The 22,058-nt window shown below is 66.4% G+C and carries 22 protein-coding genes; 17 read left to right on the top strand and 5 right to left on the bottom strand.

Going from position 1 to position 22,058, the window contains the following annotated elements:
- The 9 genes from ACYQ1H_RS10500 to ACYQ1H_RS10460 form a co-directional block, all read left to right on the top strand.
- The coding region (locus tag ACYQ1H_RS10500; protein ID WP_460028000.1) for a VirB3 family type IV secretion system protein at positions 1 to 327 on the top strand (327 nt) is incomplete at its 5' end.
- 15 nt (positions 328 to 342) lie between these two features.
- Entirely contained in the window at positions 343 to 2,811 is a 2,469-nt protein-coding gene (gene trbE, locus ACYQ1H_RS10495) for a conjugal transfer protein TrbE (protein ID WP_460027999.1), read from the top strand.
- Positions 2,808 to 3,545: a P-type conjugative transfer protein TrbJ gene (trbJ, locus tag ACYQ1H_RS10490; RefSeq protein WP_460027998.1), complete on the top strand. Its 738-nt coding sequence runs from the start codon at positions 2,808 to 2,810 to the stop codon at positions 3,543 to 3,545. The genes trbE and trbJ overlap by 4 nt, the downstream gene beginning before the upstream one ends.
- Positions 3,546 to 3,557: 12 nt before the next feature.
- Entirely contained in the window at positions 3,558 to 3,854 is a 297-nt protein-coding gene (locus ACYQ1H_RS10485) for an EexN family lipoprotein (RefSeq protein WP_460027997.1), read from the top strand.
- Positions 3,851 to 5,236, top strand: a complete 1,386-nt coding sequence (gene trbL, locus ACYQ1H_RS10480; RefSeq protein ID WP_460027996.1) for a P-type conjugative transfer protein TrbL — start codon at positions 3,851 to 3,853, stop codon at positions 5,234 to 5,236. Before ACYQ1H_RS10485 ends, trbL begins: the two co-directional genes overlap by 4 nt.
- A gap of 12 nt (positions 5,237 to 5,248) precedes the next feature.
- Entirely contained in the window at positions 5,249 to 5,953 is a 705-nt protein-coding gene (trbF, locus tag ACYQ1H_RS10475; protein WP_460027995.1) for a conjugal transfer protein TrbF, read from the top strand.
- Positions 5,950 to 6,942, top strand: coding sequence for a P-type conjugative transfer protein TrbG (trbG, locus tag ACYQ1H_RS10470; RefSeq protein ID WP_460027994.1), 993 nt, complete (start codon positions 5,950 to 5,952; stop codon positions 6,940 to 6,942). The genes trbF and trbG overlap by 4 nt, the downstream gene beginning before the upstream one ends.
- A gap of 2 nt (positions 6,943 to 6,944) precedes the next feature.
- On the top strand, positions 6,945 to 8,213 hold the full coding sequence (locus ACYQ1H_RS10465; protein ID WP_460027993.1) for a TraB/TrbI/VirB10 family type IV secretion system protein: 1,269 nt from the start codon (positions 6,945 to 6,947) through the stop codon (positions 8,211 to 8,213).
- On the top strand, positions 8,210 to 8,452 hold the full coding sequence (locus ACYQ1H_RS10460) for a DUF2274 domain-containing protein (protein ID WP_271258937.1): 243 nt from the start codon (positions 8,210 to 8,212) through the stop codon (positions 8,450 to 8,452). The genes ACYQ1H_RS10465 and ACYQ1H_RS10460 overlap by 4 nt, the downstream gene beginning before the upstream one ends.
- Before the next feature lie 8 nt (positions 8,453 to 8,460).
- On the opposite strand, the gene ACYQ1H_RS10455 is transcribed toward ACYQ1H_RS10460, so the two are convergent.
- Both ACYQ1H_RS10455 and ACYQ1H_RS10450 read right to left on the bottom strand, forming a co-directional pair.
- Entirely contained in the window at positions 8,461 to 9,840 is a 1,380-nt protein-coding gene (locus tag ACYQ1H_RS10455; RefSeq protein ID WP_460027992.1) for an ATP-binding protein, read from the bottom strand.
- A gap of 2 nt (positions 9,841 to 9,842) precedes the next feature.
- The gene (locus tag ACYQ1H_RS10450) at positions 9,843 to 10,502 is read right to left on the bottom strand and encodes a response regulator transcription factor (protein WP_271258935.1); all 660 of its coding nucleotides are present in this window, start codon (positions 10,500 to 10,502) and stop codon (positions 9,843 to 9,845) included.
- Between the two features lie 130 nt (positions 10,503 to 10,632).
- Here ACYQ1H_RS10450 and ACYQ1H_RS10445 point away from each other — a divergent pair, with 130 nt between their 5' ends.
- The 5 genes from ACYQ1H_RS10445 to ACYQ1H_RS10425 are packed head-to-tail and all read left to right on the top strand — an operon-like array spanning position 10,633 to position 16,013.
- On the top strand, positions 10,633 to 11,025 hold the full coding sequence (locus ACYQ1H_RS10445) for a PepSY domain-containing protein (RefSeq protein WP_271258934.1): 393 nt from the start codon (positions 10,633 to 10,635) through the stop codon (positions 11,023 to 11,025).
- 10 nt (positions 11,026 to 11,035) lie between these two features.
- Complete coding sequence (locus ACYQ1H_RS10440) at positions 11,036 to 12,304, top strand: ferredoxin reductase family protein (protein ID WP_271258933.1); 1,269 nt, start codon at positions 11,036 to 11,038, stop codon at positions 12,302 to 12,304.
- Positions 12,305 to 12,355: 51 nt separating this feature from the next.
- The gene (locus ACYQ1H_RS10435) at positions 12,356 to 12,826 is read left to right on the top strand and encodes a DUF2271 domain-containing protein (RefSeq protein ID WP_271258932.1); all 471 of its coding nucleotides are present in this window, start codon (positions 12,356 to 12,358) and stop codon (positions 12,824 to 12,826) included.
- A gap of 21 nt (positions 12,827 to 12,847) precedes the next feature.
- Positions 12,848 to 15,055 (top strand): PepSY domain-containing protein, encoded by a 2,208-nt coding sequence (locus ACYQ1H_RS10430; RefSeq protein WP_460027991.1) that lies wholly within the window; start codon positions 12,848 to 12,850, stop codon positions 15,053 to 15,055.
- Complete coding sequence (locus ACYQ1H_RS10425; RefSeq protein WP_271258930.1) at positions 15,036 to 16,013, top strand: FAD:protein FMN transferase; 978 nt, start codon at positions 15,036 to 15,038, stop codon at positions 16,011 to 16,013. The genes ACYQ1H_RS10430 and ACYQ1H_RS10425 overlap by 20 nt, the downstream gene beginning before the upstream one ends.
- 196 nt (positions 16,014 to 16,209) lie before the next feature.
- Here ACYQ1H_RS10425 and ACYQ1H_RS10420 read toward each other — a convergent pair whose 3' ends face one another.
- Positions 16,210 to 17,031 carry a TrmH family RNA methyltransferase gene (locus ACYQ1H_RS10420; protein ID WP_460027990.1) on the bottom strand — a complete coding sequence of 274 codons (822 nt, stop codon included), beginning with the start codon at positions 17,029 to 17,031 and terminating at the stop codon, positions 16,210 to 16,212.
- Between the two features lie 175 nt (positions 17,032 to 17,206).
- On the opposite strand from ACYQ1H_RS10420, the gene ACYQ1H_RS10415 reads away from it, so the two are divergent.
- Positions 17,207 to 17,821, top strand: coding sequence for a pseudouridine synthase (locus tag ACYQ1H_RS10415; protein WP_460027989.1), 615 nt, complete (start codon positions 17,207 to 17,209; stop codon positions 17,819 to 17,821).
- Here ACYQ1H_RS10415 and ACYQ1H_RS10410 read toward each other — a convergent pair.
- Together ACYQ1H_RS10410 and ACYQ1H_RS10405 are read right to left on the bottom strand one after the other, a co-directional pair.
- Positions 17,818 to 18,363 (bottom strand): hypothetical protein, encoded by a 546-nt coding sequence (locus ACYQ1H_RS10410; protein WP_460027988.1) that lies wholly within the window; start codon positions 18,361 to 18,363, stop codon positions 17,818 to 17,820. The two genes, ACYQ1H_RS10415 and ACYQ1H_RS10410, sit on opposite strands and share 4 nt — an antisense overlap.
- A 15-nt stretch (positions 18,364 to 18,378) precedes the next feature.
- The gene (locus ACYQ1H_RS10405; protein WP_460027987.1) at positions 18,379 to 19,020 is read right to left on the bottom strand and encodes a hypothetical protein; all 642 of its coding nucleotides are present in this window, start codon (positions 19,018 to 19,020) and stop codon (positions 18,379 to 18,381) included.
- A gap of 141 nt (positions 19,021 to 19,161) precedes the next feature.
- Here ACYQ1H_RS10405 and ACYQ1H_RS10400 point away from each other — a divergent pair, with 141 nt between their 5' ends.
- Positions 19,162 to 21,360: an alpha-amylase family glycosyl hydrolase gene (locus ACYQ1H_RS10400; protein WP_460027986.1), complete on the top strand. Its 2,199-nt coding sequence runs from the start codon at positions 19,162 to 19,164 to the stop codon at positions 21,358 to 21,360.
- Between the two features lie 169 nt (positions 21,361 to 21,529).
- On the top strand, positions 21,530 to 22,036 hold the full coding sequence (locus ACYQ1H_RS10395) for a BCAM0308 family protein (RefSeq protein ID WP_460027985.1): 507 nt from the start codon (positions 21,530 to 21,532) through the stop codon (positions 22,034 to 22,036).
- The last annotated feature ends 22 nt before the right edge of the window (positions 22,037 to 22,058 follow it).

Raw genomic sequence — 22,058 nt, 5'->3', positions numbered from 1 at the left:
CGCCGCTTCCAGCTTCTTCCTGTCGTTCTTCAGCTTCTCCGGCGGGGCGGTCGTATGAGTGCCCCGGACACCTTCGCGGACGGCTTCGAGGTGCCGCTGCACCGCTCGCTGACCGAGCCGATTCTGCTTGGCGGTGCGCCGCGCACCGTGGCGATCGCCAACGGCACGCTGGCCGCCGCTGTCGGCCTGGGCCTGCAACTGTGGATTCCCGGTGTGGTGCTCTGGATCGTCGGCCATTCGCTGGCGGTATGGGGTGCGCGCGTCGATCCGCAGTTCATGCAGGTCTTCGCCCGGCACATCAAGCACCGCCCGCTGCTGGACGTGTGAGGGGAGGACGCCGCGATGCTGAACCTCGCCGAATACCGCCAGCGCCCGGCCTTGCTTGCCGACTGGCTGCCCTGGGCCGGGCTGGTCGCACCGGGCGTCGTCTTGAACAAGGACGGCAGTTTCCAGCGCACGGCCCGGTTTCGCGGGCCTGACCTCGACAGCGCGACGCAAGGCGAGCTGATCGCCACGTCGGCACGGTTGAACAACGCGCTGCGCCGCATGGGTTCGGGCTGGGCGCTGTTCATTGAGGCCGAGCGCCGGCCTGCTGCCGACTATCCGCACTCGGAGTTTCCCGAACCGCTTTCGTGGGTGGTGGAGGAAGAACGCCGGGCCGCCTTCGAGGAATCGGGCCATCACTTCGAGAGCGGTTATCACCTGACGCTGCTTTACCTGCCGCCGGAAGAATCCCGCGCCCGTGCAGCCAAGATGCTCTACGAGAACACGCCGACGAATGGCGTGGACTGGCGCGAGCGGCTGCAAGCCTTCGTCGCGGAAACGGATCGCGTCTTCGACCTGCTCGACGGCGTGATGCCGGAAATTGACTGGCTCGATGACGCGCAGACGCTGACCTACCTGCACGCGACCATCTCGACGCGGCGCTATCGCGTAGGCGTGCCCGAAGTGCCGTTCCACATCGACGTGCTGCTGACCGATTCCGCGTTGGTCGGCGGCCTGGCGCCCATGCTGGGCGACCAGCACCTGCGCGTGGTGTCGGTGCGCGGCTTCCCGACCTCGACCTGGCCGGGGATTCTGGACGACCTCAACCGCCTCGGTTTTGCGTACCGCTGGAGCACGCGCTTTCTCTGCCTCGACAAATCCGAGGCGGAACGGGAGTTGGGACGCCTGCGCCGCCAGTGGTTCGCCAAGCGCAAGAACGTCATCGCGCTGCTGCGCGAAACGATCTTCCAGCAGGAAAGCCCGCTGGTCGATACCGACGCGAACAACAAGGCGGCGGACGCGGATGCTGCCTTGCAGGAGCTGGGCAGCGATCAAGTCGCCTTCGGCTATCTGACGGCGACCGTCACCGTCATGGATGCAGACGCTGCTGTGGCCGATGAGAAGCTGCGGATGGTGGAGCGTGTGATTCAGGGCCGGGGGTTCGTGACGATCCCCGAAACCTTGAACGCCGTGGATGCGTGGCTGTCGTCCATTCCGGGCAACGCCTACGCCAACGTGCGCCAGCCCATCGTCTCGACACTGAATCTGGCGCACATGATGCCGGTGTCGGCGGTATGGGCTGGGCCAGAGAAGAACGAACACCTCGACGGCCCCCCGCTGATCGTGACACGCACCGATGGCGCCACGCCGTTCCGGCTGGTGACGCACATCGGCGACGTGGGCCACACGCTGGTCGCGGGGCCGACTGGCATGGGCAAATCGGTCTTGCTCGCCACGCTGGCGATGCAGTTCCGCCGCTATCGCGGCTCGCGCATCTTCGCCTTCGACATGGGGCGTTCCATGCGCGCCACGATCCTCGGGCTGGGCGGCGAGCACTACGATCTGGGGACAGACGGCGAAATAGCCTTCCAGCCGCTCGCCCGCATCGACCGCGAGGGCTACCGCACCTGGGCCGCCGAATGGATCGAAGGCCGCTTGCTGCACGAAGGCGTGGCGGTCGGCCCCGACGAGAAGGCGGCTATCTGGTCGGCGCTGGGAAGTCTCGCCGGTGCGCCGGTGGAGCAGCGCACGATGACGGGACTTTCCGTGCTGCTGCAATCGAACACGCTGCGGCAGGCGCTGTCGCCCTATGTGCTCGGTGGCGCGCACGGCAAGCTGCTGGACGCCGACCATGACCGCCTCGGCATGGCCGACGTGCAGTGCTTCGAGATGGAGGAGCTGATGCACAGCAAGGCCGCCGTCATGGCCGTGCTGCATTACCTCTTTGCGCGCTTCGATGAACGCTTCGACGGTGCGCCCACGCTGCTGATCCTCGATGAAGCGTGGTTGTTCCTCGATGACCCGGTGTTTGCCGCGCGTATCCGCCAGTGGCTCAAGACGCTGCGCAAGAAGAACGTCAGCGTCATCTTCGCCACGCAGAGCCTTGCCGACATCAAGGATTCGAGCATCGCGCCCGCGATCATCGAGAGCTGCGCGAGTCGGATCTTCTTGCCGAACCCGCAGGCGACCGAGCCGCAGATTCGCACGATCTACGAGGGCTTTGGCCTCAACAGGCGGCAGATCGAGATCGTCGCCACCGCGCAGCCCAAGCGCGACTACTACTACCAATCCCGCCTCGGCAACCGCCTGTTCGACCTCGACCTGGGGCCGGCGGCGCTGGCGTTTGCGGGCGCTTCCACGCCGCAAGACCAGCGCGACATGGATGACGTTCTTGCCCGCGTATCGCCGGACGCCGGCACGCCCGGCTTCGCGGGCGAATGGCTGCGCCATCGCGGCCTCGATTGGGCGGCCGACCTGCTGCTCAGTTTCCCCGGCATCTCGCCGGTGGCTTCCCTCACTTCTCAACCGCAGGAGGTTTCGTCATGAAAAACCGTGTCCTTTCCGCGTCGCTAGCCGTGGCTCTGTCCGGTGCGCTGTTGCTCGCGCAGCCCGCGTCCGCCATCACCGTGTTCGATCCGTCGAACTTCGTGCAGAACACACTGACCGCGATCCGCACGCTGGAGCAAATCAACAACCAGATCCAGCAGCTTCAGAACGAAGCGCAAATGCTGATGAACCAGGCGCGCAACCTCACGAGCTTGCCGTCCAGCGTGGTCGGCCAGTTGCGCGCCAATCTGGCAACCACGCAGCGGCTGATCGACCAGGCACGCGGCCTGGCTTACGACGTGACGAATCTGGATCGGGAGTTTCAGCGCCTGTATCCCGAGCAGTACGCCGCCACGGTGAGTGGCGACCAGATGTACCGCGACGCGCAGGAGCATTGGCGGAACACGCTCAACGGCTTGCAGACCACCATGAGGATGCAGGCCCAGGTGTCGCAAAACCTGGGCGAAGACGAAAGCGTGCTGGCCGACCTCGTGGGAAAGAGTCAGTCGGCCGAAGGTGCGTTGCAGGCGATGCAGGCCATGAACCAGTTGCTCGCCTTGCAGGCCAAGCAGTCGATCCAGTCGCAGCGGCTCCAGATCACGCAAGACCGGGCTGCCTCGCTGGAGCAGGCACGGCAGACTGCGGCCACGGAACGCGCCCGCGAAGTGCGCCGACGCTTCCTGGGCGATGGCACACCGTACACGCCGCAGCGCGTGGATTTCTACGGCAACTGACGGGAGGCCGCCATGCGATGCGTCCTCGCTCCGTCTGTTCTGGTACTTGCTGCGTTGCTGGCTGCGTGCAGCGAGCAGCCGGCCGACCACCTTGCCGATGCCCTGGCCGCCGATCCCGTGCGGCTCAAGGCATTGCGCGCGCAATGCGCAGACGACCGACAGGCCACGGGCGAGGACGCTTGCCGCGCCGCCGCCGAAGCCTTCCGGCGGCGCTTCTTCTCCGGCCAGGCCGGGCTGGATGAATACCAGACGCTGGCCGACCTGCCGCCGATCCCGCCGAGTTTCGATGCGCCGGAGGGCACGCCATGAATGACGTGACCATCATCGACCAGTTCCTTGCCACGTTCGCGCGTTACATCGACTCGGGCTTTGGGCTGTTGCAGGGCGAAGTGGCGTTCCTCACGGCCACGCTGATCGTCATCGACATGACGCTCGCCGGGCTGTATTGGGCCATGAGCCACGCCACCGGCCAGGGCGAGGACGTGATCGCCAAGCTGCTGCGCAAGGTGCTCTACGTCGGCGCCTTCGCCTACATCCTGGGCAACTTCAACTGGTTGGCCGGCATCGTGTTCCGTTCCTTCGCCGGGTTGGGCCTGACGGCCACCGGCTCGGCCATCACGATGGAGAACTTCTTGCAGCCGGGCCGGCTCGCCAAGACCGGCATCGACGCCGGGGCGCCGATTCTGGAGCAGGTCGGCGACATGGCTGGTTTCCCCGAGGTGTTCGTGAACCTCGATGCCATCGCGGTGATGTTCCTCGCGTGGCTGGTCGTGGTCTTGTGCTTCTTCGTCCTGGCGATCCAGCTTTTCGTCACGCTGATCGAGTTCAAGTTGACGACCTTGGCTGGCTTCGTGCTGGTGCCGTTCGCGCTGTGGAACAAGACCGTGTTCCTCGCCGAAAAGGTGCTGGGCAACGTGGTGTCGGCCGGCATCAAGGTGCTGGTACTGGCCGTGATCGTGGGCATCGGTTCGGGCCTGTTCGCTCAGTTCCAAGTCCATCCCGCCGAGCCGTCCATCGACCACGCGCTGGTCATCATGCTGGCCTCGCTCACCTTGCTGGCGCTGGGGATCTTCGGCCCAGGGATCGCCACGGGCCTTGTGTCCGGTGCGCCGCAGCTCGGCGCCGGCGCGATGGCCGGTGCCGCTGTCGGCGCAGCCGGCACGGCCGTTGCCGTCGGCGCTGCCGCGACGGGCGTAGGTGGCGCCGTTATGGCCGGGGCGCGCATGGCGCCGGCCGCCGCCAAGCTGGCCGGCAGCGGCGCGCGTGCTGCCACGTCGGCGGCTGGCAGTGGGAAATCGGCGTTTCAGGCTGGCTCCGCCGCCGCAGGCGGTGGCGCGAAGGGTGCGATGGCGGGCTTAGGCAACGTCGCCAAGACCGGCGCGCAGTCGGCAGGCCGCGCGGCGGCATCCCGCGCCTCCGCTGCCGGGCAACGCATGGCCGCTCCCTTCCGTGCTGGCTGGAATGGCGCTGCCGCCGATGGCGGCGCGGGTGCGGCATCCGGTCAGGGTGCCGCAGGCGAGGCCGCATCCAGTGCCGCCACCGCGCAGACGCAGGAACAGCCCGCTTGGGCCAGACGCCTGCATCGCCGCCAGCAACTCACCCATGCCGCGACCACCACCGCCCACGCGCTGCGCGGTGGCGATGGCGGCGGCTCCGGCCAGGGGCCGAGCCTGCGCGATTCCGACTCATAAGGAGAACCGACCATGCGATTCAAGAAACCGCAGGTGCGCTATGCCGACACGCCGCAGCCTGCCACGCCTTATCAAGCTGCCGGCCAGGTGTGGGACGAGCGCATCGGCTCGCCGCGCGTGCAGGCGAAGAACTGGCGGCTGATGGCCTTCGGGTGCCTAACGCTCGCGCTGCTGATGGCCGGCGGCCTGGTGTGGCGCTCGGCGCAGTCCATCGTGACGCCCTACGTGGTGGAGGTGGACAACGCGGGCCAGGTGCGCGCCGTGGGCGAAGCCGCCACGCCTTACCGGCCCAACGATGCGCAAACCGCGCACCACATCGCGCGCTTCGTGACGCTGGTGCGCTCGCTGTCCATCGACCCCATTGTCGTCCGCCAAAACTGGCTGGACGCCTACGACTACACGACCGACAAGGGCGCAATCGCGCTCAACGACTACGCGCGCGTGAACGACCCGTTCGCGCGCATCGGCAAAGAGTCGGTGACGGTGCAGATCGCCAGCGTGACCCGTGCCAGCGACACGTCTTTCAACGTGCGCTGGACGGAACGGCGCTACGTCAACGGCGCCGCCGCAGGCACTGAACGCTGGAACGCCGTGATTTCCATCGTGCAGCAGACGCCACGCACCGAGGAACGCCTGCGCAAGAACCCTCTCGGCATTTACGTCAATGGCCTGTCGTGGAGCCGCGAACTGGATTCTTCCGAAGGAGCAAAACCATGAACCTGTCTTTCCGCTTTTACGCTTTGCCGTTGATGCTCGCTGCCCTTGCGGGCTGCGCCACGCAGGGCAAACCGCCGCCCGTGATCTCGCTCGATGAGCCGGTGCAGGCCCAGCCGCTGCCCGAGCCGCCGGCGCCGATAGAGGTGGTGGCCGTGCCCGAGGTGCTGCCGATGCCGGCGCAGTTGAAGCCGGTGCCCGAAGCTGAGGACGCGAAGCCTGCGCCGGAACCGGCCGACGAGAAGGTGCGCGTCTCGCGGGCCAATGCCGAGGCCCGCGTCGCGCCCACGCGCGAGGGCTACGTCAACGCGATTCAGGTGTGGCCCTTCACGGATGGCGCGCTCTATCAGGTCTATGCGGCCGTGGGCCGCGTGACCGTGGTTTCGCTCCAGCCGGGCGAGGAGCTGGTGACGGTCGCCGCTGGCGATACCGTGCGCTGGATCGTGGGCGACACGTCCAGCGGCAGCGGGGCCGATCTGCGCGTCAATGTATTGGTGAAACCCATCCGTTCCGGCTTGAAGACCAATCTGGTCATCACCACCAACCGCAGGACATACCTGCTGGAGCTGACCTCGACCGAGAAAACGTGGATGGCGTCGGTGTCCTGGGAATACCCGCGCGACCGGATGCTGGCCTTGCAGCGCCAGGCGCAGGCGGCCAATGCCGCCGCGCCCGTGGACTCTGGCTTGTCGCTGGAGAACCTGCACTTCCGCTACGCGATCAGCGGCAGCAATCCGCCCTGGAAGCCGCTGCGCGCTTTCGATGACGGCGAGAAGGTCTACATCCAATTCCCGGCGGGCATCGCCCAGGGCGAGCTGCCGCCGTTGTTCGTCATTGGCTCCCAGGGCGACGGGCAGTTGGTGAACTACCGATTCCGCTCTCCGTATTTCATCGTCGATCGCCTATTCGGCGCCGCCGAGTTGCGCTTAGGCGGGGACAAGGGCGACGTGGTGCGGATCGAGCGCACGGACGGCGTTGCGCGGAGGAACTGACCATGAGCCAGGACGACACTCCCGACCTTGCCGCGCCTTCGCCGGGCAAGGTCGCGCCCGAGGCGGTGGCACTGCGCGCCCAGCCGCGCCCGGTCACGCGCCTGAACCGGCGCACGCTGGCCGCCCTCGTCGGCGGCCTGTCGGTCGCCGTGCTCGGTGCCACGATCTGGTCGCTGCAACCGCAGCGGCGCGGAGCCAGCGAACAGACCGAGCTTTACAACGTCGATCGCGTCTCGAAGTCCGAAGGGCTGGATGGCCTGCCGGCCGACTACTCGAAGCTGCCGCCGAAGGTGCCCGAGCTGGGGCCACCACTGCCGGGCGACCTCGGCCCGGCCATCGTGAACTCGCAGCAGCCGGCCGTGGCTGCTTACGCGCCCCCCGGTCATGATCCGAACGACGCCTTGCGCAAGGAAGCGGAGGCCGCTGCGGCTTCGTCGGTGTTCTTCCGCTCGGGCGGCCAAGGCCAGGCCGCAACGGTGGCGCAGGCGGCGCCGGGTGCCAGCGGTGCCAGTGCGCTCGCGGCCTTCGATCCGCTCGCCGCCGGGCCGGCCTCGACGGCGGCCCAGCCCGCCGACCCGACTGCCGTGCAGAACCGGCAAGACCAGAAGGAGGCGTTCCTGAAAGGCGGCTCTACGGAAAGCCGTAATTCCGGCAATCTGGCGCTGCCGGCGTCGCCGTATCAGGTGATGGCCGGTACGGTGATCGCCGGGGCGCTGGTGACAGGCATCAAGTCCGATCTTCCGGGCGATGTGATCGCCACCGTCACGGAGCCGGTCTATGACACGGCCACGGGCAAGTTCCTGCTGATCCCGCAAGGCTCGCGCATCCTGGGCAAATACAACAGCCAGGTCAGCTACGGGCAGAGCCGTGTGCAGGTGGTGTGGAACCGGGTCATCCTGCCGGATACCTCGTCGCTGACGCTCGACAACCTTGTGGGCACAGATCCTGCGGGCTACGCCGGACTGGAGGATGACGTGGACTGGCACTGGAACCGCATCTTCGCCGGCGCCGTGTTGACGACGCTGCTGGGTGTGGGTGCCGAGCTGGCCGCGCCGGAGAACCGCCAGGACGGCAACCGCATCGTCATCGCCGGACGCGACAGCGCGCAGGACAGCGTCAATCAGGTCGGCCAGGAAATCACCCGGCGCAACATGACCATTCAGCCGACGTTGACGGCCCGACCGGGCTTGCCGGTGAGGATCATCGTCAACCGTGATTTGGTGCTGCGGCCGTACCAACCGCTTTTCTTCAACCGGGGGGCTTCACGATGACGACGCGCAAGCTGCGGCTAGGGCCGCTGCCGAAAATGGAATCCACGAAGCTGGCCTTTGCTTGTCCGGCCAGCCTGAAAACCAAGCTCGACCAGTACGCCGCGCTGCACGCGCAGACCTATGGCGAAGTGGTCGATGCGGCGACACTGATCCCGCACATGCTGGAAGCCTTCATGGCCGGAGATCGGGGGTTCAGGAAGGGAAGCGCAGGCAAGACCGCGGCTCCCAAGCCAAGCTGACCGTGTATTCAGCTCGGCGAATTACCAAAACGACTGCCCGAGCCGATCAACAGGTGGTTATCACTCATTGTAGTGGGAAGAGTCAGGCATGCCTCGAAGCCTGAATCCTGTCCGGGCCTCGGCGACTTCAGGACCAACGCACTGCCGATGCGCTGGGCAATCGCATGGACGATCGCCAGCCCAAGACCACTGCCATCCCTGAGCTTTCCCGCGCGCTCGAATCGGTCCGCCAACCGGGCAAGGGTTTCGTTCGGCACGACAGGCCCATCGTTGGCGACCGTCAGTACGCCGTCGCTGGCCAGCGAAACATGGATGGGCGTGCCGTCCGCGCCATGGCGCAGGGCGTTTTCGACGAGGTTGCGATAGAGGATCGCGAACACGTCGGGATCGAGATCCGACATCAGGGGATCGTCCGGCAGCGACAGGGAGATTCGATCCGCGCCCGCCGTACGAGACAACTCGTCGGTCAGGATGCGCGCTACGGGCCGCAGATCCGAGACCTGTTCCAGGCGCAGCCGTCCGCCTTCGGCCCGTGCCAGTTGCATCAAGCGTTCGGAGAGCCGCGTCAGGCGCTTGAGTGTCGCTTCGATATCGGATGCACGGGCCTTTGCCGCCGGGTCGCCCGTCTCTGCCTGCAGGCGCTGGGCCTGCGCGATGGCGCCCGCCAGCGGCGTGCGCAGTTCATGGGCGGCATTGGCGGCGAAGCTGCGCTCGGCTTCGAAGGCGGCGCCGAGCCGCCCGAGCAAGCCGTTCAGGGTGTCGGCCACCGGCGCGACCTCTGCCGGCAGTTCATCCGCCGGGACCAGCGACAGATCGCGTACCCCACGTGCCGCCAGCCGTTCACGGAAGCGCCGCAAGGGGGCCAGGGTCGTACGCACGGTCAGCACGATGGCCAGCAGCGCAATGGGCAGAAAAATCAACAAGGGCAGAACCAAACCCATCTGGATTTCACGCGCCATGACCATGCGATGCGCCAGCGGTTCGGCGACAGTGAGCCGGATAGAGCCTTGCAGTGTCTCTTCGCTGTAGAAGCGGTGGGTTGTGGACTGACTGAATCCGATGCCACTCCAATGAGGGAAAACCACCGGGTTGGCGTCGTGCGAAAGCAGCAGGATGCGTCCTTGGGCATCGCGCACGGCATAGGTGAGCAGTTCGTTGTGCTCGCGGATTTCGGCCAGGCGCTGGGTCACCCCTTCTTCTTCACGCCCAAGAACGTCTGCGACTGCCAGCGGCAGGATTCGCTGCGCCGTTTCCTGGAGGGCCGAGTCAAAGATTTCCTCGATGGCATTGCGCGCCAGGACCGCCGTCACTGAGGCGGCACCGATCCAGAGCCCCGTCAGCAGGACTCCCAGCGAAAGCCCCAGGCGCCGCTGCAGGCTTCCGGGCACCCTCATGCCTGCCCCAACCGATAGCCCAGTCCGCGTTCGGTCACGATGATCTCGGCGCCCAGTTTCTTGCGCAGGCGGCTGACATGCACCTCGATGGCGTTGCTCTCCACTTCGGCATCGAAGGCATAGAGCTTTTCCTCCAACTGCGCTTTCGAGAGCAACTGGCCGGGTCGGGACAGGAATGCCTCGAACAACGCCCATTCGCGCGCCGTCAGCGGCACCAGGCGGCCGTCACGACGGATGCTGCGTGCGGCCAGATCGATCTGGAGTGATCCATGGATGACGATGGGATTGGGGTTGCCGCTGTATCGACGCGCAACCGATCCGATGCGCGCCGACAATTCGGCCAGATCAAAGGGCTTCACGAGATAGTCGTCGGCGCCGGCATTCAGCCCCTCGATCCGGTCTGACACCTGATCAAGGGCCGTCAGGATGATGACCGGTATGGCCGTACCCCGCGCGCGCAGGCGCCGCAGGAAGGGAATGCCCCGGCCATCGGGCAACATCAGGTCCAGCAGAACGAGGTCGTAAGGCACGCCCGCGATCGCATGGTCCGCCGCATCAAGGCGACGCACCCAATCCACGGAATGGCCATCGCTCGCAATCTGGTCGCGCACGGCTGCGCCCAGCACGTCGTCGTCTTCAATCAGCAGGACACGCATTGAACCTTTCCTCTATGGGCCGACGCAACGGCATACCTGACGGCAACCTGAAGCAATTTTCGCTCAGGGCTCAGGCTGCGGTCACGTTAGCAGAGCATCCTCAAGCCATCGAAGGATAAAGGAGCTCACCATGAAAACATTCCTGCCGATTGCCGTAGTGATCGCGCTGACTGCCTCTGGTGCCGCGCTGGCTGACGACGATTGCCACCGACCCATGGCCGAATGGCAGTCCCGCGAAACCGTTACGGCCCGTGTAACCGAACTGGGCATCACGACAGAGCGCCTGCGCATCGACGATGGCTGCTACGAAGTCCGTGGCCGGGACGGTGACGGCAACCAGATTCGTTTGAAGATCGACCCGGCATCGCTCGCGGTCCAGAAACTGGAGGTCCGCTTCCGCTCTGGCGCCGACTCGTCGCGCTACCTGCCTGCTGGGCGGGGTCAAGCGGCCAAGACGGGCAAGCCCTCTGATGACAAATCGCGGCGCCCGCCCGCCCCGGCGGCGCCGGAGGGCACGCGCTAAGGAGTGCGCCATGTACCTGACGGGACCGATATTGGCCACCCTGGCCGTTCTGTACGCGGCCGTGCTTGGTGCACAGACTTATGCACCCTACGGTGCGGACGTCGCAATAGGCATTGCACTGGGCGCGGCATCCATTGCTGCCATGAGTCTGGCCTTGGTCTTGTCCGCACGCCCGCGTTGGGCCGAACCCCTGTTTGGGGGGCTCGATCGGATGTATGAGGTTCACAAATGGCTGGGAATTGCCGCACTGGCCCTGATGATCGGGCACAACACCTTCGAGCCCGAGCTGGAAAATGTCGTGCGCGAAACGCGACTGGGGGAATTTGCTTCGGACATCGGTGAAGTCGCATTCAATGGCCTCATCGGGCTGATCCTGATCAGTTGGATCAAGCGGATTCCCTTCACTCGACTGGAGTTGCCCTGGCCGATCTGGCGCTTCACTCACCGTTTCACAGGGCTTCTGTTTGCCGTCGCCGCATTCCACCAGCTTGCCATCGATCAGCCCGCCGGCCTGGATGGCACGCTGGGCCTGTACCTGAACGCCTTGAGCCTGGCAGGGGTGACGGCGTGGCTGTTCATGCAGTTCGTCGCACCGTACCTGCGTCCGCGTGCATTTGTGCTGGAGAACATCGACCAACACGGAATGGTCGCGGAAGTGACGCTGCGCCCAGAAGGGCGAGCCCTGCGCTGGCGGCCGGGTCAGTTCGCCTTCCTGTCGGCCTCCGATGTGGGGATGGCCGAGGCTCATCCCTTCACCATAACGAGTGCACCGAGTGCGGACGGTCGCCTCCGCTTCGCCATCAAATCCCTGGGCAACTGGACCCGGCGTCTGCCCGAACGTCTGTCACCCGGTAAGCGCCTGCGGGTCGAGGGGCCTTACGGTCGGTTCGTTTTCCGCAGGCGCGTGCGGCGCCAGGTATGGCTGGCCGGCGGCATCGGCATCACACCTTTCCTGGCCTGGGCCGAGGCATTGACCGATGCCGAGCAGCAGGAGATCGCTCTGGTCTGGGTGGTGACGACGCGACCCGAAGCTTTCGCCGCAGAGCGCTTGGCGACCATTGCCGCACGCCATCCCGGCCTGACGGTGCATGTCATGGCCAGCGCCGAAGACGGGTGCTTGACAGCGCAACGGCTAATCCAGTTGGTGCCCTTCCCGCTGTGCGAATCGGAGCTGTTTTATTGCGGACCGGCTGGCCTGCGTGATGCGGTCGTGTCGGGACTCCAGGCGACGGGGCAGCGCCCGCGTCGCGTTCATCACGAGGTGTTCGCGCTGCGCTAGAGGCGCCTGCACCTCCACGAACGACATCGTTCTACTTGCGAAGGAATCATCATGAAAAAGCTCGTCTCTTGCCTGGCCCTGTCCGCAGCCATGGCGCTGCCTAACCTGGCTGCGGCACGTCCGGTCACCTTGACCACCGCGCTCAAGAACTATGGCGGCAATGGCGCCTACCTGGCGCTGTACCTGACCGATGCAAACGGCGCCTATGTGCGCACACTGTGGGTCGCGGGTGAGAAATCGAAGTATTACAAGCACCTGCCGGACTGGTATCGCGCGACTGGCGGCAACCGCTCGCAGATCGATGGCATCACTGGTGCCAGCGTGGGTGCAGGCCGCAGCCTGAAGGTGACGGTGGACTTGGCCGATGCCCTGTTCGATGCGGGCTACAAGCTGAACGTGGATGCCGCCGCGGAGGATATGCAGGACAGTCCACGTGACGTTTCGGTGCCATTGACGACCGCCGGGGCTGGCAAGCCCGTCGCCGGGCGGCGCTATGTCGCCGGCTTCAGCTACGGCCTCTGATCCTGATCGGAAGCTGCCGCGATGATGCGTATCCTGCACCGCTGGCTGGGCCTCGTGCTGGCCGTCCTGCTGGTTGTCACGGCGCTGAGCGGCGCGGCACTCTCGCTCTTTCCGGCGCTGGAGACTGCTCGAACCTTTCAGCCCGATGCCACGCTGACAGTCGCTGATCTGGCCACGCGGGTGCAAGCAGCTCATCCCGGCCTGGAACAGATCAGGCGCGCACCCTCGGGGCAGATCAGTGCGTGGTGGTTCGATGGCGACCAGCCCGGTTCGGCCGTGATCGACCCGGCCACAGGCCGTGATGTGGCCAGCGCCGACCCGAATCCGCTGCGGCGCTGGCTCACCAATTTGCACCGCTCGCTGCTCCTGGGCGACAGCGGCCGCCTGATCGTCGCAGCGGGCGCGCTGGCGATGCTGCTGCTGGCCATTTCCGGCACGGTGCTGGTAGCCCGTCGCCTGGGAGGCTGGCGACACTGGTTGGCACGCCTGCGTGGCCCGCTCGCAGGACGCCTGCATACCGACATCGCGCGTGTGACGGTGCTGGGGCTCGCGCTGTCCGCCATGACCGCACTGTGGATGTCGGCCCAAACCTTCGAGATCGTCACGATCGATGTCGCCAGCCTGGAGACGCCTGCCACGGTCAGCGGTCAGGCCGGCCTGGCGCTGACCGAGATGCAAGCCCTGCGCGTCACGCCGGTGGCCGAACTGCGCGAGCTGAGCTTTCCCGCGCCAGACGATCCGCAGGACATGTTCACCCTGAGAACCGACCGGGGCGTGGGATATGTGGATCAGGGAACCGGCACCCTGCTGGGTTGGCAGGACCTGAGCCTCGGGCAACGCGCGTCGGAGACGATCTACATGCTGCATACCGGGCAGGGCGCTGCCGTGTTCGGGCTGTTCCTGGGAGTGATGGCGATGGGGGGGGCGATACTGGCCGTGACGGGGATACTGGTCTGGCTGCCGGGGTGGCGCAGTCGCCCCCGGCTTATAGGCAACGCACCCGCCGCGCAGGCCGACACCATCGTGCTGGTGGGCTCCGAAGGCGGCAGCACCTGGGGTTTTGCCGCGACGCTGGCTCGTGGCTTGCGTGATGCAGGGCAATCGGTGCATGTGACCTCGATGGCAGCCTTCCAGCCCGCACGCTATCGTCGGGCGCGGCGCTTTCTGATCCTCGCCGCCACCTATGGCGAGGGCGATGCCCCAGCCTCGGCCAAGGGCTTTCTCGTTCAGCTCCAGAGCCTGAAGACCGCGCCCACCGCTCCTGTGGCGGTACTGGGTTTCGGCGACCGCAGCTTCCCGGCCTTCTGCGCATTCGCCTGCGCTGTGGACAACGTCGCTCGGGACAAGGGCTGGCCTGCCCTGATGGCCTTCGACACTATCGACCGCCAGTCGCCGCAGGACTTTGCCCGCTGGGGCCGAATACTGGGCCAGGCGCTTGGCATCGAACTGGAACTCGCCCACCAACCGACTCTTCCGGCCATCCAGACGCTGACCCTGCTGGAGCGCCACGACTATGGCGCGGCGGTGCAGGCTCCGATGTCGATCCTGCGCTTCGCGCTGCCCAAAGCGTCGTTCTGGCAGCGCCTGACGGGCCAACGCTTCACGCGATTCGAGCCAGGCGACCTGCTGGGCATCGTACCCGAAGGCTCGGCGATCCCCCGCCTGTATTCCCTGGCATCGGGATCACGGGACGGTTTCATCGAAATCGTCGTGCGCCAGCATGTCGGCGGCCTGACCTCGGGCCAACTGACTCAATTGGAGCCAGGCCAGACGGCCCAGGGATTCTTGCGGCGCCATCCGGGTTTCCATGCGGGCCGCGATCGGACACCCCTGATCCTGATCGGGGCAGGCACCGGGGTCGGGCCACTGGCGGGCTTCATACGCAACAACAAGTCACACCGCCCCGTTCATCTGTTCTTCGGACTGCGCCAGCCCGACAGCGATTTTCTCTACCGCAATGAGCTGTCGGGCTGGCAGGCCGATGGCAAGCTGGCTCATCTGTCCATCGCAGTCTCACGCGGAGAGCGGCCGCAGTACGTGCAGGATGCCCTGCGACAGCAAGCGCCACGGATCACAGCGGCCATCAGCCAGGGCGCCAGGATCATGGTGTGCGGAGGGCGGGATATGGCGCGCGGTGTGGCCGATGCACTGACCGACATTCTGAAGCCTGCCGGGTTGACGCCTGCGATGCTCAAGGCCGGGGACCGCTATGTCGAAGACATCTACTGAGCTGATCCGCCATGCGCTGAACGGCCCCACCATGGGCACGCGCTGGTCCGCCCTGTTTTTCGCCGCGCCGGGATTCGACACCGGCCCGGTGCAGGCAGCCTTGCAGCAGGCAAGCGACGAGGTGGACATGCAGATGTCCACCTGGGATCCGGACAGCGACCTGATGCGCCTGAACCGGACGCCGGCGGGCGCATCAGCCGTGGTGCCGGACGATCTGGCCCGCGTGCTGGCCCTGGGCCTGGCCATCGGACGCGCTTCCGGCGGAGCCTTCGACATCGGCATGGGCGATGCGGTGCAAGCCTGGGGCTTCGGCCCGCAAGCCACCAATGAAGAAGGCATACGCCGCGCCTTGGCCGCACCCCGACGCGCGGCCCACGAGGTGCTGGAACTGACGGGCAACCAAGTGTGCAAACGGGAAGCCATCGTGCTCGACCTGAATGGCATCGCCAAGGGTTACGGGGTGGACCGGCTGGCGCAAACCCTGGGCAGCTTCGGCATCGCCGCAGGACTGGTCGGCATCGACGGTGAGATGCGCGCACTGGGCCTGCGGCCCGATGGCGAGGCATGGACAATCGCGGTCGAAGCGCCCGATCCAGACAGCCGCGCGCCGCATTCGATCCTGTGCCTCCAGGATGGCGCTGTCGCCACCTCTGGCGACTACCGGCACGGTGTGACGGTGCAGGGACGCTACTTGTCGCACACGATGGACCCGCAGCGGGGCGCGCCGCTGCTGTCTTCGCCAGCGTCGGTTACCGTGCTTGCCCCGACCTGCGCAGAAGCCGACGCCTGGGCAACGGCCCTCATGGTGACTGGCCCCGAAGCCGGCACGGCACTCGCGACGCGGCAGGGACTGAGCGCGTTGTTCCTGATACGGGATGGCAGGGGTGGGCTACTGTCAAAAGGATGCGGATTGTTCCAGGCTGGGGACCGAAGTCGGCGAACTCCACAATCCATTTGATGCTGAAACCGACGAGCTACGAATGCGAATTCGTGGGCTATGATGATGCGGCAGGTTCGTCGTTCCTCAGCAATCCAGCACGACGCAGTGCGATGTGTCCTTCTCTCCCGACGCTCCTATGTAGCTCCTAGCCTACGAAGCCGCAGTTCTGTAAAGCGGCCTTGAAAAGAGCTAACCTGCTGTCCCATATGCGGTTTCAGCCCCGCGTGATCTGCACGAAGGACTTGACACCGGAACTTTTTTGCCCGCCATCCGGCGCCACCGCCGGGTGGGGCGGTCTCAGGCCATGGGCGAGGATGGCTGCCGTTGCCGCGACGTTGAGCGATTGCACGCCGCCCGCACCCGGCAGGGTAAGAACGGTTTCCGCCGCGGCCAGGGTGGCGTCGGGCAGCCCCTGTTCTTCGTTGCCCAGCAGGATCAGTCGAGGCCGCGGATCGGGGCTGGCTAGCAGCGCCTCCAGTGGCTGGCCGCGCTGGCTGAGCGCGGTGGCAACGATGTGGAATATCGGCCGCAACGCTTGCAGCAGCCCCGGCAATTGCGGCGCACGGTACACCGTCAGCCGGTCGAGACCACCTTCGGCGACCCGGTAGGCGGCATCGGAAAGTCCCGCCTGCTGCGGATGGTCGGAAAGCGCCAGATGACGGAAGCCGAAGAAGGCCAGGCTGCGCGTGATCGCGCCGACATTGTGCGGGTTGCCGATGCCGTCGAGAACGAACAGGGAGGTCTTGTTCGCCGCCAGCCGTCGCGCCTCCGCGATGCCGAGCCGACCCGGCAGGCAGGGCTCGGCGATGGCGACCACGCCGCCATGGAGCACGGTCCCGGCAATCCTGCCCAGTTCGTCGGGGCTCACCTGGCGATAGGGGCGGCGGGTCTGTGCCAAGTGGGCGCAGTAGCGGCCGACGTCGCGCGCGCGCCGGGCTTCGTAGAAAAGTCGCAGCACCCGCCCGGGCGCGCGCTCGAACAGCGCGGCGACAGCGGAGAGCCCGCAAATGCGTAGCAGGGATGCCGGTTTTTCCACGCCCGGTTGGCTGGCGATGGCCGGGGAGCTGACCCGTTTTGCCGGGCCTGGACGAGCGGGTGACGGACGGGACGGGCGGCGGTTGCTCACGGTGAAGGCTGGATCGAATGGTAGACTCGCCATTTTACAGGCGCGCCGCCGGCCGCTGCGACATGCCGTTTTCCCGCCGGTGCCGATGGCCGAACTGATCCTCTTCAACAAGCCCTACGGCGTGCTGTCCCAGTTCACCGACCGTGAGCAGGGCCGCCCGACCCTGGCGGATTTCATCGCCATTCCCCGGGTGCGGCCGGCCGGGCGGCTGGATTTCGACAGCGAGGGCCTGATGCTGCTGACCGACGACGGTGCCTGGCAGGCCCGCATCGCCGACCCACGTCACAAGATGGCCAAGACCTATTGGGTGCAGGTCGAAGGCGTGCCGGGCGAGGCCGCTCTGGCGTCCCTGCGCCGGGGCGTGCCGCTCGGCGACGGACCGACGCGGCCGGCCGAGGCCCATCCCATGGGCGAGCCCCCTGGGCTCTGGCCGCGTGATCCGCCCATCCGGCACCGCCTCTCCGTGCCGGACACCTGGCTGGCGCTGACCCTCCGCGAGGGCCGCAACCGCCAGGTCCGGCGCATGACCGCCGCCGTGGGCCATCCGACCCTGCGCCTGATCCGCTGGTCCATCGGCCCCTGGACGTTGGCCGGGCTGGCGCCCGGCGAGTGGCGGCGGGTTTCCCCGGGCGCGGACGAGTGGAGGATCACCCGCCCGCCGGGCGGTCGTCGGCACCGCGTTGCGGCGCGCCGCCGCTAGCGCTGGCGCCGGGCGCGGCTGGCGAGATCTTCCGGAATCAGCGGCAGCTTGGCGTGCAGCCTGACGTCGAAGGCGCCGTTCCAGGCGCTTTCCAGTTGCACGAAACGAGCGGCGATGCCCTTGGAGAGGGCGGCGGCAACGCGCCGATAGTACTTTTCCAGCAGGTCGATCTGTTCCCGCTTGGCCGTCAGCGACCCGCGCACCAGATGGTCAGCCTGGCTTTCGGAGAGTTCGGGATAGGCATCGGCATATTGCGTGATCAGGGCAAACTTGCGGTCGTAGATGGGGATCAACTCTGCCTGATAGGCGTAATAGATCGGCCAGAAGCGGTCGCTCTGCGCGGGTGACAGGTCCAGCGCCGCCTTCAGCATGGCGCGCTTGTCCATCCGCTGGCTGGCCATGAGCAACTCCAGGCTGCGGGCTTCGTCCGTGTCCGGTGCCGGGGCGGCGGCGGGCGTCCCGGCCGCGCAGACCGGTCCCGCCGGCAGCAGGCAGGTCGTGAGCAGCAGCGCCGCAGCGAATGATGTGGGATTCTTGCTCATGATCGTGGTCCTGCCTCAGTTGAACAGCCAGGCTAGCGCCTCGCGCTGGTCGGCCTGCTCGCAACGGTCGCGCTCGAATTCCGTGCTGAGCCCCGCTTCATCGAGCGCCATGAGGCCTGCAGGGGCCGGGATGAACAGCAGCTTGTCCAGCATCGCCTTGTGCCAGAGCTGGCCGACGTCGAGCAGCAGCAGATTGTAGGCCGATCGGGGCATCTGGATACGGTCGGGCCAGTGGCCGTGCATTTCCCGGAAGCGCTGCAGGGTCTTGGCCAGCCGCCAGGCCATGCGTATGTCCGGGTATGCGGGCATGGCTTGGCTGACCTCGTCCTCCAGTTCGATCAGATCGCGCCAGACTTTCGCGTAGATGCGCGCCCGGTGAGGGCCTTGCTGGTTGAACACGGCATTCTTGAAGTTGCCGTAATCGATGGCCAGCGCCAGTCGCTTGAGACCCTCGGCGAACGCCTGGTGTTCGATGCGGGCGCGAAACGGGTAGTCGCTGCCGTCGCCGGACTGGACGGCGCCCAGTTCGGGCATGAACCATTCCCGCAGGGTCTCCAGGTCGGTCCGGGCACGGGCGCGCAGGGTCACCGTGCCTGCCGCCTCGTCGTCGGGCTTGACGGCAACGCTGTAAAAACCGCAGGTCGTGAAGAACCACATGGCAGGCCCCTGATGGAAGTGGACGGTCATTATAAGGATTCATCAGGGCGATCATCCGTGCGGCCGGGAACCGCCGTGCTACAGGCGCCGGCAAGCCGGTATGATGCGGCGTGTACCCCCCCTGTCCGGCGAGAAACCCCGATGCCCGATTTGACGCTGCATTTCGAAAGGCCCGACGGATGGGCCGATACGCTGTACCTGCATTACTGGGGAACCCATCCTCATGGCGCGGAGACCCGCTGGCCGGGGGTTCCGCTGGCTGCCGCCGGGGCGGGCTGGTATCGCCTCCGCCTGCCAGGCCTGGTGGCGGCCCACTGCGTACTGCATGACGGGCAGGGCCGGCAAACCGCCGATGAGTTCCGCGACCGGGACGGCTGGCGGGATCGGCATGGCCACTGGCATCGGCGGCCGCCGGCAACGATGGCGGGCACCGCTGCCGCCATGGATTCGCGGGTAGGCTCGGTGCCTACGCCATCCCCGGGGCAGATGCCAGCGGCCGGAGATGCGGCCGGCGCGATCCGGCCGCTGGCGCAGCGCCGCGATTTCCGCGAGGAAACCATCTACTTCCTCATCACCACGCGGTTCTACGACGGCGATCCCTCCAACAATTTCTTCTGTCGCGACCGCATCGAGTTCGATGCCGCCGGCCAACCGGTCGACCCGCACTGGCGCGGCGACTTCAAAGGCTTGATCGAGCGGCTGGATTACATCAAGGATCTGGGTTTCACCGCGATCTGGATCACGCCGCCGGTGGAAAACCGCTCGGGACTGGATTATCACGGCTATCACGCCTACGACTGGACCCGCATCGACCCGCGCCTGGAGTCGCCCGGCGCCAGCTATCAGGACCTGATCGACGCAGCCCATGCGCGCGGTATCAAGATCATCCAGGATGTGGTGGTGAACCATGCCTGCCAATTCGGCATTCGCGGCAAGGTCCACATCGACCATCTGCCGATCAAGTATTACGTACCGCAAGGCTCGGAGCCGGGCCGGGTCGATCATGGCCCCTATCAGGGCAATCTCGGCAACTACGCCTGGCCAAACCGGGATGATATCGACAACCCGTTGGCGCCGGACTGGTGGCGGGAGCGCCACGATCGCGACCCGGAGGGCATCGAACCCTTGGTTGACCCCAGGACCGGCGAGACCGTGCCGAAATCCGGCTATAACCCGGGCCGTTTCTTCGGTATCGATGCCAACACGCTGGACGCGAACTGGTTTCATCAGGAAGGCTTCATCTGTGGCGGCGACTGGGAAAGCGCCCATCCGCTGCAGCAGAAACACCTGGCCGGCGACTGCATCGACCTCGCCACCGAGCGGCAGAACGTCAAGGACTACCTGATCGGCGCGATCAACCGCTATCTCGACATGGGCGTGGACGCGCTGCGCATCGACACGGTGAAGCACGTCGAACGCGGCAACCTGCTGGAGTATGTCAACGCCTGGAAGGCGCACAAGCCGGGGCTGTTCGTGTTCGGCGAGAATCTGGTGAAGGGCTACGGCTGGGGCGATCTCGGCGGCGGGGACAACGGCCCGTCGCAGATCCGGCCCTGGTGGTACACGCGGCTGGGCGACGACCCGCGCGACCCGCTCTCCGGTGGCGATTCCGGCTTTCCGCAACTGGATTTCGGCCTGTTCTCGACCTTCCGCGACACGGTCAGCAAGGGCACCTATGGCGGCACCGGGCAGATCCTGTCGATGGACTGGATCTACGGCGACGTCACGCGGATGGTGACCTTCCTGCAGAACCACGACGTCGGCCCGGACAACGACTTCAAGTACCGCTTCAAGGGCGAGCAGTGGATGGCGGCGGTCGCCTACAACCTGATCTGGACCGCGCGCGGCATTCCCTGCCTGTATTACGGCGAGGAGATCGAGTTCATGAAGGGCACGTCGCAGGACGTCGAAGGCGAAAAGGACACCCTGAGCCAGACCGGCCGCGCCTACTTCGGCGATCATCTGACCGACGAACGTATCGGCACGACCCAGGCGCATCCTCTCTACCGGCATATCCAGCGGCTCAACCAGATCCGCCGGACGATACCGGCCCTGCAGAAGGCGCCGATGAGTCAGGTCAGCGAGTGGGGCAGCGGCATGAGCTTCGTCCGCGACTGGCCGGCGGAAAACAGCTATGTCGCGGTCGGCCTCGCCATCGGTGGCGACCAGTCGGTGACCGTGACCGGTGTGCGCAACGGATTCTACCGCGACGCCATCAGCGGCCGCGAAGTGGAGGTCGGCGACGGCGTGCTGGCATTCCGGGTGCTGGCCAACTCGGCCGGCATCTATGTGCTGGGCGGGCCCGGCAGGATCGGCGAGGACGGGGTTTACCTGCGCTGAAGTCGGGCAGGGCTGCCACTTTCCCGCCAGCCTGCCCCGGTCCGCCCGGGAGGTTTTGTTTTCGGCCGCATGGGCTAAGGTGATAGTGAAGGGCAAACAACCGGTTCGGTGGAGCCGCTCTTCGCCAGCTCCCAGGTTCCCCGGATCGTCCAGATAAAGGAGAGCCGTCATGTCCACGATGCCTTATCGACGGGCGCCGCAGGGTCATCCGATTCGGTTGCTCCCCGAGTGGCAGCACGATCCTTACCATGCCCGCCGCAAATGGGCCGAGCCTACCCGTTGCCCCGATTGCGGCGCGGTCTTCCGGCGTGGGCGCTGGCAGGGGGGCTTGGCACCCGCCGAGGCGGCGGAACACCGCTGCCCGGCCTGCCAGCGGCTTGCCGATCGCAATCCCGCCGGCTATCTCGGTTTACGCGGCGCCTTTCTCCAGGCCCATCGGCGGGAGATCGAGCATCTGGTGCGCAATCTCACCGGCCGGGAACAGACCGAGCATCCGCTCAAGCAGCTGATGGGCGTGGAGGAGACCTCCGAGGGTGGCCTCGAATTCACCTTTACCGACCCTCATCTCGCGCGGAGTGCGGGCGAAGCCATCCAGAGTGCCTACGCAGGCGAGCTCGATTACCACTACCAGGACAGCGAATACCTGCTGCGGGTGCGCTGGCAGCGCGACCATTGACGATACCCGGCGCCGCGCGGGT

The organism is Methyloparacoccus murrellii (assembly GCF_054657115.1).
This window is presented reverse-complemented; position numbering and strand designations above follow the sequence as displayed.

Excerpts from the sequence above, each read along its gene's own strand:
- ACYQ1H_RS10410 (WP_460027988.1), bottom strand. The coding sequence starts at position 18,363 with ATGAGCAAGAATCCCACATCATTCGCTGCGGCGCTGCTGCTCACGACC.
- trbJ (WP_460027998.1), top strand. The coding sequence starts at position 2,808 with ATGAAAAACCGTGTCCTTTCCGCGTCGCTAGCCGTGGCTCTGTCCGGT.
- ACYQ1H_RS10425 (WP_271258930.1), top strand. The coding sequence starts at position 15,036 with ATGTCGAAGACATCTACTGAGCTGATCCGCCATGCGCTGAACGGCCCC.
- ACYQ1H_RS10485 (WP_460027997.1), top strand. The coding sequence starts at position 3,558 with ATGCGATGCGTCCTCGCTCCGTCTGTTCTGGTACTTGCTGCGTTGCTG.
- ACYQ1H_RS10440 (WP_271258933.1), top strand. The coding sequence starts at position 11,036 with ATGTACCTGACGGGACCGATATTGGCCACCCTGGCCGTTCTGTACGCG.
- ACYQ1H_RS10395 (WP_460027985.1), top strand. The coding sequence starts at position 21,530 with ATGTCCACGATGCCTTATCGACGGGCGCCGCAGGGTCATCCGATTCGG.
- trbL (WP_460027996.1), top strand. The coding sequence starts at position 3,851 with ATGAATGACGTGACCATCATCGACCAGTTCCTTGCCACGTTCGCGCGT.
- trbF (WP_460027995.1), top strand. The coding sequence starts at position 5,249 with ATGCGATTCAAGAAACCGCAGGTGCGCTATGCCGACACGCCGCAGCCT.
- ACYQ1H_RS10405 (WP_460027987.1), bottom strand. The coding sequence starts at position 19,020 with ATGTGGTTCTTCACGACCTGCGGTTTTTACAGCGTTGCCGTCAAGCCC.
- ACYQ1H_RS10460 (WP_271258937.1), top strand. The coding sequence starts at position 8,210 with ATGACGACGCGCAAGCTGCGGCTAGGGCCGCTGCCGAAAATGGAATCC.
- ACYQ1H_RS10435 (WP_271258932.1), top strand. The coding sequence starts at position 12,356 with ATGAAAAAGCTCGTCTCTTGCCTGGCCCTGTCCGCAGCCATGGCGCTG.
- ACYQ1H_RS10465 (WP_460027993.1), top strand. The coding sequence starts at position 6,945 with ATGAGCCAGGACGACACTCCCGACCTTGCCGCGCCTTCGCCGGGCAAG.
- ACYQ1H_RS10430 (WP_460027991.1), top strand. The coding sequence starts at position 12,848 with ATGATGCGTATCCTGCACCGCTGGCTGGGCCTCGTGCTGGCCGTCCTG.
- ACYQ1H_RS10445 (WP_271258934.1), top strand. The coding sequence starts at position 10,633 with ATGAAAACATTCCTGCCGATTGCCGTAGTGATCGCGCTGACTGCCTCT.
- trbG (WP_460027994.1), top strand. The coding sequence starts at position 5,950 with ATGAACCTGTCTTTCCGCTTTTACGCTTTGCCGTTGATGCTCGCTGCC.
- trbE (WP_460027999.1), top strand. The coding sequence starts at position 343 with ATGCTGAACCTCGCCGAATACCGCCAGCGCCCGGCCTTGCTTGCCGAC.
- ACYQ1H_RS10415 (WP_460027989.1), top strand. The coding sequence starts at position 17,207 with ATGGCCGAACTGATCCTCTTCAACAAGCCCTACGGCGTGCTGTCCCAG.
- ACYQ1H_RS10450 (WP_271258935.1), bottom strand. The coding sequence starts at position 10,502 with ATGCGTGTCCTGCTGATTGAAGACGACGACGTGCTGGGCGCAGCCGTG.
- ACYQ1H_RS10400 (WP_460027986.1), top strand. The coding sequence starts at position 19,162 with ATGCCCGATTTGACGCTGCATTTCGAAAGGCCCGACGGATGGGCCGAT.